Annotated in this window: 14 protein-coding genes and 1 pseudogene; 12 read left to right on the top strand and 3 right to left on the bottom strand. The window is 60.0% G+C overall.

The genetic code is table 11. The features are described from left to right. Positions 1 to 12: 12 nt before the first annotated feature. Complete coding sequence (locus ACOYW1_RS29045; RefSeq protein ID WP_482420710.1) at positions 13 to 1,326, bottom strand: TolC family protein; 1,314 nt, start codon at positions 1,324 to 1,326, stop codon at positions 13 to 15. 618 nt (positions 1,327 to 1,944) lie between these two features. Between ACOYW1_RS29045 and ACOYW1_RS29040 the strand changes: the two genes are divergently transcribed. The 12 genes and pseudogenes from ACOYW1_RS29040 (at position 1,945) to ACOYW1_RS28985 (ending at position 15,993) form a co-directional block, all read left to right on the top strand. Further along, the gene (locus ACOYW1_RS29040; protein ID WP_482420709.1) at positions 1,945 to 2,424 is read left to right on the top strand and encodes a hypothetical protein; all 480 of its coding nucleotides are present in this window, start codon (positions 1,945 to 1,947) and stop codon (positions 2,422 to 2,424) included. 980 nt (positions 2,425 to 3,404) lie between these two features. Continuing rightward, positions 3,405 to 5,189: pseudogene (locus ACOYW1_RS29035) on the top strand (cache domain-containing protein); the annotation flags it as partial. Then, positions 5,155 to 6,738 (top strand): cache domain-containing protein, encoded by a 1,584-nt coding sequence (locus ACOYW1_RS29030; RefSeq protein ID WP_482420708.1) that lies wholly within the window; start codon positions 5,155 to 5,157, stop codon positions 6,736 to 6,738. The pseudogene ACOYW1_RS29035 and the gene ACOYW1_RS29030, both read left to right, overlap by 35 nt. Further along, positions 6,735 to 8,273: a response regulator gene (locus ACOYW1_RS29025; RefSeq protein WP_482420707.1), complete on the top strand. Its 1,539-nt coding sequence runs from the start codon at positions 6,735 to 6,737 to the stop codon at positions 8,271 to 8,273. Before ACOYW1_RS29030 ends, ACOYW1_RS29025 begins: the two co-directional genes overlap by 4 nt. A gap of 177 nt (positions 8,274 to 8,450) precedes the next feature. Further along, positions 8,451 to 8,576 (top strand): hypothetical protein, encoded by a 126-nt coding sequence (locus ACOYW1_RS29020; RefSeq protein WP_281374457.1) that lies wholly within the window; start codon positions 8,451 to 8,453, stop codon positions 8,574 to 8,576. Between the two features lie 325 nt (positions 8,577 to 8,901). Next, positions 8,902 to 10,761, top strand: coding sequence for an ATP-dependent helicase (locus ACOYW1_RS29015; RefSeq protein WP_482418799.1), 1,860 nt, complete (start codon positions 8,902 to 8,904; stop codon positions 10,759 to 10,761). 420 nt (positions 10,762 to 11,181) lie between these two features. Further along, positions 11,182 to 11,595, top strand: coding sequence for a MarR family winged helix-turn-helix transcriptional regulator (locus tag ACOYW1_RS29010; RefSeq protein WP_482418798.1), 414 nt, complete (start codon positions 11,182 to 11,184; stop codon positions 11,593 to 11,595). A 113-nt stretch (positions 11,596 to 11,708) separates the two neighbouring features. Beyond that, positions 11,709 to 12,116: an acyl-CoA dehydrogenase family protein gene (locus tag ACOYW1_RS29005; protein WP_482420706.1), complete on the top strand. Its 408-nt coding sequence runs from the start codon at positions 11,709 to 11,711 to the stop codon at positions 12,114 to 12,116. Further along, positions 12,047 to 12,856: an acyl-CoA dehydrogenase family protein gene (locus ACOYW1_RS29000; protein ID WP_482420705.1), complete on the top strand. Its 810-nt coding sequence runs from the start codon at positions 12,047 to 12,049 to the stop codon at positions 12,854 to 12,856. The genes ACOYW1_RS29005 and ACOYW1_RS29000 overlap by 70 nt, the downstream gene beginning before the upstream one ends. A gap of 99 nt (positions 12,857 to 12,955) precedes the next feature. Further along, positions 12,956 to 13,738: an electron transfer flavoprotein subunit beta/FixA family protein gene (locus tag ACOYW1_RS28995; protein WP_180138746.1), complete on the top strand. Its 783-nt coding sequence runs from the start codon at positions 12,956 to 12,958 to the stop codon at positions 13,736 to 13,738. A gap of 67 nt (positions 13,739 to 13,805) precedes the next feature. After that, a complete protein-coding gene (locus tag ACOYW1_RS28990; protein WP_482420704.1) occupies positions 13,806 to 14,771 on the top strand; it encodes an electron transfer flavoprotein subunit alpha/FixB family protein in 966 nt (321 codons plus the stop codon). 235 nt (positions 14,772 to 15,006) lie between these two features. Further along, the gene (locus tag ACOYW1_RS28985; RefSeq protein WP_482420703.1) at positions 15,007 to 15,993 is read left to right on the top strand and encodes an NAD(P)H-dependent flavin oxidoreductase; all 987 of its coding nucleotides are present in this window, start codon (positions 15,007 to 15,009) and stop codon (positions 15,991 to 15,993) included. 450 nt (positions 15,994 to 16,443) lie between these two features. Here the strand turns inward: ACOYW1_RS28985 and ACOYW1_RS28980 are convergent, their stop codons facing one another. Both ACOYW1_RS28980 and ACOYW1_RS28975 read right to left on the bottom strand, forming a co-directional pair. Continuing rightward, the gene (locus tag ACOYW1_RS28980; RefSeq protein WP_482420702.1) at positions 16,444 to 16,596 is read right to left on the bottom strand and encodes a hypothetical protein; all 153 of its coding nucleotides are present in this window, start codon (positions 16,594 to 16,596) and stop codon (positions 16,444 to 16,446) included. A gap of 35 nt (positions 16,597 to 16,631) precedes the next feature. Continuing rightward, on the bottom strand, positions 16,632 to 17,273 hold the full coding sequence (locus tag ACOYW1_RS28975) for an AraC family ligand binding domain-containing protein (protein ID WP_482420701.1): 642 nt from the start codon (positions 17,271 to 17,273) through the stop codon (positions 16,632 to 16,634). Positions 17,274 to 17,346 lie beyond the last annotated feature (73 nt).

Raw genomic sequence — 17,346 nt, 5'->3', positions numbered from 1 at the left:
TCCTCCGCGGGATTACTGGCCTTGGGGAGCTTGCGGCTCCACACTCTTTAAAAACGGAGCGACACCGGGAAAGGTCCCCCCGGCCAGCGCCATGAGTCTCATCTCTGCCAACAGGGCGTCCTTGAGATACTGTCTTGCCGTCAGTTCCGCCCGCATGGCTGCCATGGCAGCCTCGATCATGTCCGTGTAGGAGACACCCCCCACTTCGTAGCGGGACACCAGGGCTTCGGAGAGCTGGCGCGCCCTTGGAACGAGGTCTTCAGTATAAAAAAGGTGACGATCCACGGCCGTTCCCATCTCTGTAACCACACCGCCCACCAGATGGGGCAACTCCAGGCGATACCCCTGATACCGCAAGAGAGCCGCACGCTCCCCCGCCCTTCTGGAGGCCACAAGCCGGTCTTCCCGCCGCGCCTTCCAGACAGGAACAGGAATGGAGGCGGACAGGGACACAAAATCGTCCCTGCTGTTGCCCATGGGGTCATCTTCCCGCTGTCCGTAGGCCAGGCTGACATCCACATCCGGCATGGTCTCCTTTTCCGCCAGGGAAACGGCAACCCGGCTCAAGGACACCTCATGCCTCAACAGCTCCAGGCGGGGGTTTCCTGCTTCGGCCTGGGCCACCCAGGCTTCTGCCGACCGAAGCTGCGGCAGGTCCAGGCGGCTCTCGGGTATGACCGGGCCGTAAACATCCCGCTGAAGCAACAGGTTGATCCGGATCTCCAGCCTGCGACGCTCTCCCTCAAGGGCCAGCCTTTCGTTGGTAAGCCCGCTAAGCTCCAGTTCCCCCGAAAGCACCGCTTCCTGAATCTCCCGACCTGCGCCGTACCGTGAAGCCGAAACATGGATCAACTGGCTCACCAGTTCAAACAGCTCCCTGTTGAGCCGAAGGCTCTCGGTCACGAACCAGAGCTCATAATAGGTGCCTGCCACTTCCCGCTGGAGGGCAAGGACCTTTTCCTTCATCCCGGCCTCGGCCCGTCGGGCTTCAAGGAGGCGGGACTCGGCTGCCAATCCCCGTTTCCCCGGCCAGGGGAGCCGCTGGGTCACGGAGACCTGTTTCTGGGTCATGGGCTCCTGGTCCAGGTCAAAGCTATCCACCGGCACGTTGATAAGCCCCACCCCGAGCCTGGGGTTGGGAAGGGCTTCTGCATACTCCGATGCCGCCCTGAGCCCTGAAACCCTCTCCCGATCGGCACGGATCTCTGCGTTGGCTTCCACGGCCTCGAGAACCAGCTCGGCCAGGGCTTCCTCACCGGCAAGCCCAACGGCTGGAAACCATCCCCACGCCAAAATACATATTGCTATGGCAATCATTCTCATCATGCTTCCATCCCATCAAAAATCTGTTCCATCCCCGTAACCAGGCTCATCCGAAGGACAAAAAACAATCAGAAAAGCGCCACCAGTTACGCGTTGCACTTCGAAGCACCAAAACGTCCATGGCCAGCCAGCCTGTAGTAAAATCTTATGGACCTGACCTGGCCGTTTTTTCATGGGGTATCCGGGATAGACGCCACCTCTACCCGTTTCAGTACTTTCCCGCACCATGCTCATGAGCAACAGCCGTGCCACGACCCGATGATTCAGGGACTTTGCGCGGTTTCGGTTTCCATTCAGCGGGTTAAACCGAGCCCCATGTCCAGGGGAGATGAACGCCCGTTGCACACTATTCTTCACCTCTCTGAAGAGTATTCATCAGGATCTGGGCAGAGACAGGAAAAAGATGGGGCCGAGAAAGGGGCCGGAAAACGGCTCGAAAAACGGCACGGCACGGGCCCGTTCAAAACCTCGCCCCCCCCATACCGGTTTAACCAGTCCCCATGGCACGGTTCATGAAGACTCTTATTACAAAAAGACCGAATCACCCTGCAAAAAAGGGTGCTGGTTCGCCGTCCTCATCCGGGCCGTCGGACACAACACATACACTGGAGATTTTTAACCATGAAACAAATCACCTCGTACACAAAACACCTTTTTTCAGCAGCCCTCGTGCTGCTTGCCCTGACCGTGACTGCCGGTACCGCGTCCGCCGGATTTTTTGATTTTACCCAAGGCCGCGTGGCCCAGCCGGGGACTGATCTTCACGCCCTGGGCACCCAGGCACTGAGCACGGGGTTGGGTGGTATCAGCTACTTTACAAATGGTGAGGGGCGAGTCATTGAAGTCCGGGCCAAAGAGATGCCCAACGGCGACCTGCGGGTTTCCCAGCGAAGGGTCTACATCCCCAAAAATTACGTGGCCAAGACCCATGACCAAACCCTGAAAGCAGAGCGCATCCGCAATAACCTGGCCGAACTTGCTGACCAGCAGCCCTGGGTTGGGGGCTATGCTCTCCTGCCGCAAAACGAAGGGGCCAAGGCGTACAAATACGGTGTCATGGTGGAGACTGAGCTCCGACGAAACCACCAAAGCGACAACTGAGACGTTTGAGTCGCTGACGTTATCCATCCAACGGTGAAGTGGGGGCCCCTTACAGGGCCTCCGCTTTCTCACTCTCTCCCTGAGCCTGCCCTCCGGGCTCAGGCCTCAGACGTAGTGTCCCTTACGCCCGGCAGCCCGAGGCTGCAAAGGCCCGAAGGCACAATGGCAGCTTCTTTAATAAACGATCGTTTATTTACCCAAGAAATTGTTTAAAACGTTTCCCCTTTCATACCGGGACGTTGCCCCCGAGAATATTTATTCCGCCATGCGCTGCGCTCCGGTCACGGGGAAGACCGGCTGTTGAAAACGAGCCACTGCTACCCAAACCGTGCCCCCGACGCTTTCCTCCCCCATGCAGCCCTCTCAGGCAGGACCCATTCCCCCAAAAGCGCCGTCCATGGGCAGGGCCCTGGTCTTGTTTATAAACAAATGTTCGTTTATTTATTTTTATGTCAATAAGCAAAAACCGCCTAAAATCACGTATAATTATGGAGCACATCACATCAGCCGGACCCCGCCTTTTTTGGCCCGAAACGGCCTGTTGCCGTAAGGGAGGCCACCTTGACACAATCCGGCCGATACCGTATTCTTTTTACGTGATGAACGCCCACAGGCCGCACCAACACAGAGCTTTGTCATCACCCCATGGCCCCTTCCCCGTCCACGATGAGCCTTTGCCGGAACCGGACTCCCCACGGGCATGAAATAGCGGCCCCTTGCATCTCCCAACCCGATCCCCGCACCTGAATCCTGAACCGGCACCGACGACACCGAAAACGCCTGAAGTCGACAGGCTCGCGCCTGGCTCACCTCAAAGCCAGGGATCCCCGTGCCATGCCACCCTTCCAGACGAGAAGGTCCAAGCGCCACCGCAATGTGGTCGCCGTGGCACAGAGGCAGCCATTCATTCGGAAAAAAACTGCCTCCGGCGGCCCGGTCCGGCGCCAACCCGTTAACACGTACGACGACCAGGCAACCAAATGATGGCGGCCCCACCGCTGCAGACATGCCTGCCTTGCAACCGCCTTCACCCTTTTCCCGCAGCGGCATTCCAACAAACCGACCCCACGGGTTCACGGGGTCCAGGAGCTCCCATGGCGTCTCCGGTGCACCGCACATATGGCTTGACGGCCCTTTGCCTCCTGCTGCTGGGGTGCCTTCTTGGAACGCCGGGCCACGCGGACGGGTCGAGCCTTGCCCGGCGTGTCCTTCTCCTGCACTCCTACCACCAGGGATACGCATGGACCGACGGCATCACCGAATCCATCACCCGCGCCTTTGAGGGCAGGAACATCGAGCTCCAGGTGGAATATCTGGACAGCAAGCGTCGTTCCGTGGCCCAAATAACCGCCCCGAGCCGGGACTTTCTCGCCAGGAAATACGCCTCCAGCCAGCCCCATGCCATCATCTGTTCGGACAACAACGCCCTGAACTTCCTCAGGCAATACGGCCCGGAACTTTTTCCCGGTGTTCCCGTGGTCTTCTGCGGCATCAACAGCTTTGTCCCGTCCATGCTCCAAGGCTTCGACGGTAACATCACCGGCGTGGTGGAGCAGCCCGACCCCCTGGGCACCGCAAGGCTGGCCCTCTCCCTCTTCCCGAAAACCAGGCGAATCATCGTCATCACCGGCATCACCCCCACGGCTAAAAACATGCAACAGCTGACGCAACAGGCCTTTGAAGAGCTGAGAGGCAAGGTGGAAACGCTGTGGTGGAACGGCCTCTCCCGAGAGGACCTCACGCGGGAGCTCAAGGGCCTGGGCCCAAGGGACGTGGTCCTTCTCCTCCTCTTCAACCGGGACGGCGCCGGGGAGTACTTCTCCTACGAAGAGGGCGCCAGGATCATCGCCCAGGCGTCACGGGCTCCCGTATTCGGGCTCTGGGACTTTTTCCTGGGAACCGGTGTGGTGGGCGGGCGCATGGCAAGTTCCATGGACCAGGGGCAAAGTGCGGCGGCCCTTGCCTTGAGGATCCTTAAGGGAAAGGAGGCGGACCAGCTTCACATCATCGACTCCAGCCCCAACCTGTACATGTTCGACAACGCCATGCTGAAAAAATTCGATATCCCCAAAAAAGACCTGCCCCTGGGCAGCGTGGTGTGGGGGGAGTCCGAAGGGGAACTGCCCCGCCCCTTTTTTTACATCAACACGGTCATCCTGTTTCTCTGTTTTGTGGCCGTCATCTACATTCTGCTGATATCGGCCCGGCTTCTCAGGAAACGGAGAGCCCTACCCCAGTTCTCATCCCAGATCTCCCAGATGGTCATCGCCGTGCCTGCCATGGTCCTGATCCTGGCCACCCTGCTCTGGGCAGGGCAGGACTACCTCCAGTTCCGTGACAACAGCCGAAGCCTCCGCCTGAAACTCATGGAAGAGCTGCGCAGAACCATTTCGTATCAGGTCAACCGGGCCATGGAAGACATTGCCTTTCAGAGAAAGGCCGAGCGGGCCCGCCTGCGCCGGGACCTGAAATCCCGCACAGAAGAGGCCCTGGGCATCACCACCCACCTCTACAACACCCACCTAGAGCAACCGAGAAAAGAGATCGAAAAACGGATCTATGATGCCCTGTACGCCCTGCGTTGGAACGACAAGCGCGGCTACTACTTTGTTCTGGACATCACAGGCCGGATGATTGTCCACCCTCTGCTCCCCGACCTCGAAGGGCGGGAGCTGGCCGACCTCACTGATGAAGACGGGGTCCTGCTGATCCAGAACTTCATCGCCACCATTGCAGGAAACCGGCCAGGGCTTCAGTCAGTACAAATGGGCCAAGAGCCCCGAGGAGAAATTCCAGAGCCCCAAACTCTCCCACCTTCGCCTTTTCGAGCCTCTTGGCCTTATCATCGGCACCGGCGAATACTTAGACGACATCCAGGGCGACACCGAGGCCCTGGCCCGGCAGCAGCTGGAGGGCATCTCCTATGCAGGTGGCGAGGGGTATATTTTCGTGACGGCCTACGACGGCACCCTCCTGGTGAACCGCACCCGCAAGGACCTCATCGGAAAAAACCTGTGGGACGATACCGACCCTCACGGCATGAAAACCGTTCAGGAGTTCATTGCCGCGGCCAAGCACCCGGACGGGGGGTTCGTGACCCACGCCTTCCGAACCCCTCCGGACCCCACCCTGATGAAAAAAATAGCCTATGTCCGCGGGGTGGATGACTGGCAATGGGCCGTGGGATCCTGCCTTAACCTGGACCGGCTCGACGACGCCGTGGCCCTGGCCAAGCAAAAGATGGTCACCAACTTTTCGGCCCGGCTCGGCCTGATGCTGGCGGCCATGGGAGCCCTGGGCCTGTTCTGCACCTGGCTGGGACGCCGGTACTCCACCCGCCTGGTGACCCAGTTCCAGACCTTTCAGGAGGACTTCACCACCTCCGAGGGCAACTCCCTGGATATTACGGTGTACGGCCACGCCGAGTTCCGGGACCTGGCCGTGGGGATCAACGAGGTCCTGGAGGAGCGGCAACGGGTCTCCACCGTCCTTCTCAAGCAGCAGTCCCTGCTGGAGGCCATCTTCGCCTCCACCACCGACCTTCTGATGCTCAAGGACAAAGGCGGGGTGTATCGCATGGTCAACGACGCCTGCACCGCCTTTATGAAAAAAAAGCGCGAGGCCATCGAAGGGCGCACCGACTGGGAACTCTTCTCCCGGGACCAGGCCGAGCTCTTCTCCAAGGGGGACCGTGAGGTGCTGGAGCAGGGCCAGCCCATCACCGATGAGTGGACGTTCAGCAGAGAGGGGACCCTCAAAAGCCTGCTTATCTCCAAAACCGCCGTGCTGGAGGGCACCGGCAGGATCACCGGGGTCCTGTGCTCCGCTCGGGACATCACCACCGTCCGCCTGGCCCAGGAGGAGCTGCAGCAGAGCGAAGAACGTTTCCGGCGCCTCTTCCGAGACACCGCCGACTCGGTCTTTCTCATTGAGGGCAACCGGTTCATCGACTGCAATGAGGCGGCCCTGCACATGCTGCGCATGCCGTCCACCGAGGAGGTCATCGGCACCCACCCATCCCGCTTTTCTCCCACCCACCAGCCCGACGGCACGCCCACGGCCCCGGCCATGGACGCCCTCTTCTCCAAGGCCCTGGCCCAGGGCCCCACCTCCTTTGAGTGGATGCACCGGCGGGCAGACGGCGAAGCCTTCTGGACGGACGTGAGCCTCACCCCCATCGCCTTTCAGGACCGCCAGGTGCTGCACTGTGTCCTGCGCGACATCACCGAGCGCAAGCAGATGGAGCAGCAGCTCCGGGACGCCCTGGGGCCGAAGAGGCAAGCCACGCCAAGAGCACCTTCCTTGCCAACATGAGCCACGAAATCCGCACCCCCATGAACGGGGTCATCGGCATGACCGGCCTCCTCCTGGAAACCCGGCTCACCGACGAACAGCGCCAGTTCGCCGAAACGGTCCAGGCCTCCGGGGAGTCCCTTCTCGCCCTTCTCAACGACATCCTCGATTTCTCCAAGATCGAGGCGGGCAAACTCAACCTGGACCTTCTGGACTTCGACCTGCGGGCCATGCTGGACGACTTTACCGGGCTCATGGCCGTCAAGGCCGAGGAGAAGCACCTGGAACTCATCTGCGCCCCGGCCCCGGAGGTGCCCCCCTTCCTCAAAGGGGACCCCGGCCGCCTCAAGCAGATCCTCATCAACCTCACGGGCAACGCCGTAAAATTCACGGAAAAAGGGGAGGTCTCCGTGCACGTGGACCTCCAGGAGGACACCGGCCAGGAGGTGCTCCTCAAGTTTTCCGTCAAAGACACCGGCATCGGCATCTCCCCGGCCAAGCAGCCCATGATCTTCCAGAGCTTCCAGCAGGTGGACCCGTCCACCACCCGCCAGTTCGGGGGCACCGGCCTGGGCCTGACCATCTCCAAGCAGCTGGTGGAACTCATGGGCGGAGAGATCGGTGTGGCCAGCCGGGAAGGCGAGGGGTCCAACTTCTGGTTTACCGTGCGCCTGGAAAAGCAGAAATCCCAGCCCGAGCCCCTGCGCCTGGCCGAACTCGACGGCCTGCGCATGCTGGTGGTGGACGACAACCACACAAACCGGCGCCTCCTCACCACCCAGCTCACCGCCTGGGGCATCCAGGCACGGGCTGTTTCCGGCGGGGCAGAGGCCCTGGCCGCCCTTGACCGGGCCAAGGCCGATGACACGCCCTATCACCTGGCCATCCTCGACATGCAGATGCCCGGGATGGACGGCGAGGCCCTGGGGCGGGCCATCCGTACCAACCCGGTCCACCGGGGGACCCTGCTCCTCATGATGACCTCCATGGGCCAGAGAAGCGACGCCCGGCGCCTGGAGGGAATCGGGTTTTCCGGCTACCTCATCAAGCCGGTCAAACAAAAAGATCTTTACGACACCCTGGCCGCGGTGGTGGGCAAGGGCCCTGTGGACAGCGGGCGCGCCCCCATCATCACTCGCCGCCTGGTCAAGGAGAACCAGCGCCGCAACGGCCACGTCCTCCTGGCCGAAGACAACCCCACCAACCAGAAACTCGCTGTGCTCCTGCTCCAGAAAATGGGCATCCACACCCATGCGGTGACCAACGGCAAAGAGGCGGTCCAGGCCCTTTGCCATACCCCTTACGACCTCGTCCTCATGGACGTTCAGATGCCCGAGATGGACGGCTATGAAGCCACGCGGCTCATCCGCACCCAGGGGTCCGGGGTGTTGAACCCGGAGATCCCCGTCATCGCCATGACCGCCTTTGCCATGAAGGGAGACCGGGAGGCCTGCCTGGACGCCGGCATGAACGATTACCTCAGCAAGCCCATTCGCAAGGCCGAACTCTCCCGCATCCTGGACCGCTGGCTCCCCAACAGGGGGCAGCCCTCCTGAGCGGGGCGCGCCCTCCCGGGGCCGCGCCAACCCCCTGAAAATAATTATGTCTTGACATCCTTCCAGCACAGCGATTATCACTAAATTACGCTGTTCATCCCCAACAACCCACCGTGTGCGCCCCGGCTCCACACCGCTGCCGTGAACCACGGGCGCCCGCGCATCGGAACGCAGCCCATGGTGTTTGTCATCACATCAGCCGCCCTGGCCGGGATCATCCTGGCCCTCTACGCCCAACCCCATGCCCGGCGCATGAAGGAAAAACGCCGCGCCAAAAGCCGAGGCTGCCGCCTGATCCCCTGAAAGCCCCGCAAAGGCGGGCCATCCCCCCTCTTTTTCGGCCCTTGTGGCCCATTTTTAGGTTGATCCACCGGACGCATTGTCGTATCGTCTTGGCACCTTAGCCGGCCCCTTTACTTCCAGAGGGGCCGTTTCTGTCTTGGGCCGCCGGAGCCCGAAGGATTCAGGTAATACCAGCGTGAGCAAACGCAAGCTGCGGCCGCCCGGCGATGACATGTGACATCGGCCCGTTACCTTGGACGTGTGGAGGTGCAGGGGCCTTCGCATGGCCTGAGTCCCTTTCGTTCTCCTCACTCCCCCTCAACCGTCCTCACGGAGTACATATAAAATGGAATTATCTCAGCAACAGGCGGCTGCCGTAGAGCATCTCGGCTCCCCCGCCCTGGTTGTGGCCGGTGCCGGCTCGGGCAAAACCCGAACCCTTACGGCACGGTTTGCGCGGCTCATGGAGCGCAACGTGGACTCCAGACGCATTCTGGCCATCACCTTCACCAACAAAGCCGCTGGGGAGATGAAGACCCGTCTCATGCAGATGACCGGTTGCATGGACACGGATTTCCCCTGGGTGCGAACCTACCACAGTGCCTGCTACACCATATTAAAGAAACACTGCACCAAGCTGGGCTACCGCATGCCCCTGGAGATCTTCAGCAGCTACCACCAGCAGAAGACCATCAAGGAGATTGCCCTGACCCAGAACATCGACAAGAAACACGCCCCGGCCATCCTCTCCGAGATCTCACGGGCCAAGAACTCCGGCAACGTCAACCGGTACTTCGACGCCCTGCCCCTCATCACCCGGAGCCGAACCGAAGGGATCTACCGGGAGTACGAGCGCATCTTAAAAGAGAAGAACGCCCTGGACTTCGACAACATCCTCTGCCTCACCCGGGACCTGCTGCGGGACCACCCCGAAGTCCAGGCCGAGTACCGGGAAAAGTTCCAGCACATCCTCGTGGACGAGTACCAGGACACCAACAACCTCCAGGAGGAGATCACCCGCCTCCTGCTGGGCCATGAAAACCTCTTCTGCGTGGGTGACGACTGGCAGGCGGTTTACGGGTTCAGAGGCAGCAACGTCAGCCACTTCCTCTCCTTCCCCGACAAGTATCCCAACGCCCGGATCTTCCGCCTGGAGCAGAACTACCGGTCCGCAGACGAGATCGTCCAGCTGGCCAACGGCATCATCGGCTTCAACGAGAGCCGCATGGACAAGCACTGCTTCTCCGAAAAACGAGGGGCTGTCATCCAGGCCCGCACCTTCTTCAACGAGTTTGAAGAGGCCGAGTGGGTGGCCCGAAAAATCCGTACCGAATTCCGCAGCGGGGTGGACTACGAGGACATGGTGGTGATGTACCGCACCAAGGCCCTCTCCCTCTGGTTTGAAAAGGCCCTGCGCCAGCTCCAGATCCCCTATCAGATGGTGGGCTCCAAGGGATTCTTCGAGCGCAAGGAGATCCTGGACCTCAACTGCTTCCTCCTGGCCGCAGCCTTTCCCGGGGACGACGTGGCCTTCGAGCGCATCGTCAACACCCCCAAGCGCGGCATTGGCCCTTCCATGATCACCAAGATCTCCCAGGCGCGGGTGGGCCTCATGAGCCTGCAGGAATCCGCCAGGCAGATGGTCAAAAACCGCGTCCTCTCCAAAAAAGTGCACGATGGCCTCACCATGATCTTCGAGCTCCTGGACGCCATCAAGGAGATGCCCCCGGCCCTGGCCATCCAGGAGATCCTGGACCGCACCGACTACCTGGGGTACCTCGAGGGGTACTGCAAGACACCGGATGAGTTCAACACCCGCAAGGACCAGGTGGAGGAACTCCTCCACACCGCCTCCCTGAAGGAGAACCTGCTGGACTACCTGGAAGACGTAAACCTGATCCAGGAAGACAAGGACGACGATGACGGGGGCGGCAAAGGGGTCCACCTCTCCACGGTCCACGCCAGCAAGGGCCTGGAGTATCGCATGGCTTTTATCGTGGGCCTGGAAGAGCAGCTCTTCCCCCACTGGCGATCCATGGAGAGCGACCGCGAACTCGAAGAGGAGCGCCGCCTCATGTACGTGGCCGTCACCCGGGCCGAAAGCCACCTCTACGTCACCTCCGCATCGTCACGGCGGAAAAAGCGCACCAAAAAAAGCCGCTTCTTCTACGAGCTCGACGAAGCCATGGACGAACTGGGAATCTGATCCCCCTCAAAGCGCCCCGGCACCCAGTCTGCCGGGGCGCTTTGCCGTTGAGCCCCCCTGCCCCACCCCACCCTCTTTTTTACCGCCTGTACACATTTTTCTTGACACAAGGGTCGCCGAAGAAATACCTTTGCATACAAACTAATATACAGAGACACCAATTTTAGCTTTTCTCAGATAATATTTTCAATTTATTAACTAAAACACAAAAATAGGGCGCAAGAGCAAGATCAAGGGAAGTTATCCTTACAAACTTTAACCCGACATCATCGTGCCGGACAGCCCCATACTGAACATTGATCATGTCTCCAAAATAGAGGCCCGCTACAAAGAGCCCCGGAGCGGCCCAAACCCCGCTCCGCCAGGCAAACGCCTCTTATCGGAAGACATCACACGGACACACGCAACCCACGGGATCACATGATAAAAACGTACAAAGACTGCATCTGCTTCCTGTTTGCCAAGGCCAACCAGAAGTCACAGGCCGTCTTAAAGAAAATGCTCAAACCTTACGGGCTGACTCCGGTCCAGATCCTCATCCTCGAAGCCCTGTGGGAGGACGACGGGTTAACGGCAGGGGACTTAAGCAAGCGCCTGATCCTGGACAACGCCACCCTCTCCGGGGTCCTGGACCGCCTGGCCGACGCCGACTGGATCTCCAAATCGACCGACGCCGAGGACAAACGGGCCATCCGGATTCACCTCTCGGCCAAGGCCCGGGAGTACCAGGAGGACTTGCTCCAGGCCCGCGAGCACGTCAATGAAACGATTTTGCAGAGCTTTTCCCAGGAGGAGAAGCTTCTTTTAAAACGTCTTTTAAAGGACTTGAGGTAAGTGTATTGCGGCGGATGGAAAGCGCCGGGGGTGCCCGCCGAGCCCAGGCCTTCATTGGAGCCGCTTCATAAACGCCCACACCCTTACATCAATGAAGAAGGAAAGGAATTGAAATGGATTTCAACTTATCACCACTGAACAAGATGGTCATCAAAACGGCAAAGGCGTTCTGTGAGACAGAGATCCCCGGGATAGATGCTTACATGAAAGAGCACAAAGACTATCCGCCCAATCTCCAGGAGATCTTTGCAAAGCACAAGATGCTCGGCATGGACGTTCCCAAAAAATACGGGGGCATCGGCGCCGACAACTTCAACCTCATCCTCATTGCCGAAGAGGTGGGCAAAACCGGGTCCACCTGCATGCTCCCCTTCTTCATGAACAACTCCGTTGCAGAGACCATCTGCCACTGGGGCACCGAAGAGGTGATTGAAAAATTCGTTCCGCCCCTGTGCGACGGCACCGCCTGGGCTGCCATCGCCTTCCACAGCCCAACACCGGTTCCGACCCCCGCGCCCTGACCCTCACGGCCGAGCCCGACGGCGACGACTTCATCTTAAACGGCACCAAGCGCTTCATCAGTATGGCCAACAAGCCCGGCTACGGCATCTTCTTTGCCAAGGACCTCTCCATGAAGGGCAAGCCCTTCGACACCACGGCCTTCATCGTGGACAAGATGTCCCCGGGCATTACCTTCTCCGGCCACTACGAGCTCATGGGCCTGGACGGCGCCGACACCTGCGATGTCTTCTTCAAAGACGTCCGCGTGCCTAAGGCCAACATCCTGGGCAAGCGAGCCGAGCCAACTGCCGTTCTTCTGCGCTGGATCGCCGGTGAGCGTATCCAGCAGTGCGCCGCCACCATCGGCGGAGGCCAGGCAGCTTTAGACGAATCCGTGAAGTACGGCAACGAGCGCGTGGTGGGCGGCTTCCCCATGGGCTACATGCAGGGTTTCTCCTGGATGCTGGCCGACATGAAGACCCGCGTCGAGGCGTGCCGCCTCATGTGCTACAAAACCGTCAAGCTCCAGGACGAGAGCAAGAAAGGCTTTGAAGCCGCCTCCTCCGAGCTCAAGGTCTTCACCGTGCCCATGATCCAGGAAGTGTGCCGCCAGGCTGTTCAGTTCCACGGGTCCTACGGCTACTCCAAAGAGTACAAGGTGGAAAAACTCTTCCGTAACGCCATGCACGTCGGCGTTGTCGCTTCAAGCCTTGAGATCAACAAGACCATTGCCGGCATGACGATCCTGACTCAGAAGTAAGGCACGCGGCGACACGCCGGCCCGGTGCCCGTGGGCGACACAGCCCATGACGCGATCACACGCGAATCGACGACTTTACCGATTAAGAGGACTTCTAAGATGAAAATCATTGTATGCATAAAACAAGTTCCCGACGTAACCGAGGTAAAATGGGACGAAAACGGCTCCCTGATCCGATCCGGTCTTCCCAGCATCATCAACCCCAACGACAAGAACGCCATTGAGGCGGCCCTGACCCTGAAAGAGGAGAAAGGCGCTGAGGTGACCGTTGTCTCCATGGGTCCCCCCCAGGTTGAGGAGGCCCTCCGGGAGGCCCTGGCCATGGGATGCGACCACGCGGTGCTCCTGACAGACCGCAAGTTCGGCGGCGCCGACTGCTGGGCAACGGCCTACACCCTCGGCCTTGCCATCAAGAAGCTGGGCAACTTCGACCTGATCTTCTCCGGCGTGGAGGCCATGGACGGCAACACCGCCCAGGTGGGCCCCGAAATCGCCGACTTCCTGGAGCTGCCCCTGCTCTCCTATGCCGAAAGCATCGAGGTGGGTGACGGCACCGTCAAGATCCACCAGAAAATGGGAGACCTCACCCGGGTCATCGAAGGCCCCATGCCTGCCCTGATCACCTGCGAAAAAGAGCTCAACGTACCCAGGATCCCCCGCATGGACCTGGTGTTCGAATGCTTTGAAAAAGAGATCCAGGTCCTGGGCATGGCCGATGTAGACGGCGAGGTGGGCAACTTCGGCCTCAAGGGCTCTCCCACGCGCCTGCGCAAGGTCTTTTCACCCAAGCGCGCCAAGGCTCAGGTGGAGTTTCTCGACGGGACGCCCAAAGAGTCCTCGCAGAAGCTGGTGGAAAAACTTCAGGAAATCAATGCCATCTAAGGTAATGTTTGTGGTTTTGCTAAAAAAATACCAGTGCATATAAAGGCGTATGGGTATTCGTAGACAGGTGCAAGATCCACTAAGCCGCTCCACCCTTTCATTGGAGATCCTCGGAGAGGGCCGCAAGCTCGCCGACAAGCTGGGCAGCGAGCTCACCGCCGTCATCCTCGGGGAGAACGTTGAGGAAACCGCCAAGGAGCTCATCGCCTTTGGTGCCGACAAGGTGCTCATGGCCGATGCCCCGGTCCTGGCCGATTACCGCACCGAGCTCTACACCGACATCATCTGCAAGGAAGCCGAAGAGCGAAAGCCCGACATCCTTCTGGTGGGCGCCTCGGCCACGGGCCGCGACCTGGCCCCGCGCATCTCCTTCAGGCTCCACACCGGCTGTACCGCAGACTGCACCGAGCTTGACATCGACGAAGAGAAGAAGATCCTCGTCTCCACCCGTCCGGCCTTCGGCGGCAACGTCATGGCCACCATCCTCTGCCCGGACCACCGTCCCCAGATGTCCACCGTACGTGCCGGCGTCATGGCCGTTCCCAAGAAAGACGAGTCCCGCACCGGCGAGATCATCAAGATTGAGGTCACCGCCAAGGAAGAGGACGCACAGGTCAAGGTTCTGGAAGTGAAGCAGCACGAGGCCTCCTCCCAGAACATCCAGGAAGCCATCCGCGTGGTCTCCGCCGGCATGGGCGCCTGCTCCGGCGACTGCTTCGATCAGCTCAAAGACCTGGCCAAGGAGCTGGACGCCGAGATCGGCGGCACCCGCCCCGTCTTTGAAACCGGCCTCATCTCCCACGACGTCCAGATCGGCCAGACCGGCAAGACGGTCCGTCCCGAGCTCTACCTCGCCGTGGGCATCTCCGGCACGGTCCAGCACACCACAGGCATGGCTGATTCCCGTACCGTCGTTGCCATCAACAAAGACCCCAACGCCGAGATCTTCAAGTTTGCCCACTACGGAATCGTGGGCGACGCCAAAGACGTGGTGCCCCAGCTCATTGAGCAGCTGAAAGCCGTCAAGGCATAGGGCACACGATCTAAGAAAAGCGGGGCCCGGCTGGAGAGAGGGGTCCCGTTTTGGCCATGAACGCGGCAGCTTAAGCGGCAATGAAGCCTCCGGCGGGTCGCTTTTTTGAAAAAAAGCTCCGCAAAAAACTTTCCTCAGGCCTGGAAGGTTTACTCAAAACCTGTTTGCCAAACTTTTTAAACGTTTGGCCCCGGCAGGGCCGCCGGAGGCAATTTTTTTTCAGGAAGGAGGATCAGTGATTCAGACAAAAATAACTGAGATGTTCGATATCGAGTACCCCATCATCTGCGGTGCCATGATGTGGATCTGCAAACCCGAGCTGTGCGCCGCCATCTCCAACGCCGGGGGCATGGGCAACATCACCGCGGCCATCTACAAGACCGAAGATGAATTCCGGGGCGCCTTGAGGAAAACCCGGGAGCTGACGGACAAGCCCTTCACCGTCAACATCACCCTGCTGCCCTCCATCAACATCACCCCCGAACACCACAAGATGTACCTGACGGTCTGCGCCGAAGAGAAGGTGCCCGCCCTGGAGATCTCAGGGGCGCCCATCGACAAGGCCTGCGGCATGGAATACATCGACATGCTGAAAAAAGCAGGGGTCAAGCTCTTCCACAAGGTGGGCTCCGTCCGCCACGCCATGCACGCGGAAAAAGCCGGATATGACGGCATACTTCACGGCATCGAAGAAGGGGGGCACCCCCTGAACGACGACGTCACCACCATGCTCCTGACCCCCCGCATCGTGGAGTCCGTGAACATCCCCGTGGTGACCACCGGGGGCATCGCCAACGGCAAAACCATGGCCGCCGCCCTGATGCTCGGGGCCGACGCCGTCATGATGGCCAGCCGGTTCATGGCCACCAAAGAGTGCGATATCCACCAGAACATCAAAGACGAGCTGGTGAAACGCCAGGAGCGCGACACCACCCTCATCTGCAAGTCCGTGAACCTCCAGGGCCGGGCCCTGATCAACGAGACCACCAACGCCGTCCTGGACGTGGAAAGCAAAGGCGGCGGCCTGGAGAAGATCATCCCCCTCATCACCGGGGACAAGTGCCTCAAGGCCTGGGAGACCGGAGACGTGGACGTCGCCCCCATGATGGTGGGCCAGTCCATCGGCCTCATCGCGGCGGCCACTCCCAAAGAGCTCCTCGCCTCCATGGCGGCTGAAGCCGAGGCCGAGATCAACAAGCTCCACCGCAAGCTCATCGCCTAAAGCCTTTCGGCTAAAGCGATTCAGCGCATCCAAATCAATAAAAAAGGCGGAACCCATTGGGGTTCCGCCTTTTTTATTTCCTGAAGGCCCTGAAAACCAGACAGATATCTCTGCAAAGACGACTGCCGAATATCACGAACCACGCCGCCGAGGGCTGGCTTTTCCCACCCACTTTAACCATAGAAGGCAGTGCGGTTAAATCGATAATGGACAAGGAGCGACATCGTATCCTCTTACCTCGAAGCTCTAACCTGCCCGCACAAACCATACCGGAGCATTTTTATCTCGGGCGTAGCCCAGCCCGAAGGCCCTTGCGCTTTGGCCTAGAAACGGAGGGGAGGGCGGGAAAAGCGATCCTGCTTCGAGGGTGGCTCACCTCGCCGCCGGAGGCCTGCTTTTCCCCCCACTTTAATCATAGAAGGTCTCCGGTTTTGCCGCGCACTCGTATGTCTACAGGTTGTCCCGCACAAAGCGCCCCGGCGTGGTCCCCACCACGCGCTTGAAATGATACGTCAAATGGCTCTGATCGGAAAACCCCGCAGCCAGGGCGGCCTGGTAATGCCCGCCCCCGGCCGAGAAGGCCCCGCGCCTGAGCGGTGACACCGCCGATGGGTGAGGTACCGATGGGGAGACATATGTCATCGCCGGGTAAAAAGACGCTGCAGGTGAAAAGGGCTGAGGCAGGCAACGGCCGACAGGGTGGCCAGAGTCAGGGGCTCTGCGTGGTGGGTGCGGATGTGGTCCCGCACCCGCGCCATGGCCGCATCCTGCCGTCCCACCGCACACACCTCCGGCGGATCCTGGGCAAAGGAGAGGATGATTTCGGAGAGCAGGCCGTAAAGAAGGCTCTCCTTGTCAAGGGCTGGGGCCAGGGGATCGGAGAGCATCCTGAAAAAGCGCTCAAAATCCCGGGAAATGATTTCATGTGTTGCGTGCACGCAGCCGAACCACACCCCGGACACGCTCTTTTCCGAGATCTCGGAGGCCACGCGGGCCAAAACCGCCGGCTCTACCGACAGGAGGCGATAGCTGTGGGCGCCCTCCTCCCCGGAAGCGCAGGCATGCACCTGACCGGGGTTCAGAAAGAAAAGCCCGCCCCTTAAAATGCGCGCTTCGCCATGCTCGTGGGCGATCACCCGAACGCCCACGTCCACCATGCCCACAACAGCGGTTGTGTGACTATGGGATTCAAAGGTGTTGGACACGTCCTGCCCTGCCACCGCTTCCACGCCGCATAAAAAGGGAAGGCTCGAAAATGTGATGCGCTCCCGTGTTGCCATGGTCTCTTTTTTGGCCTCCGAAAATCAGCCTCCGGCAGGGCCACCGAAGGCAATGCGATTAAATCGATACTGG

This window comes from Desulfoluna sp. CYM3A, from assembly GCF_056829965.1.
The sequence above is the reverse complement of the archived record's forward strand: the minus strand, read 5'-3'. Positions and strand labels throughout refer to the sequence as shown.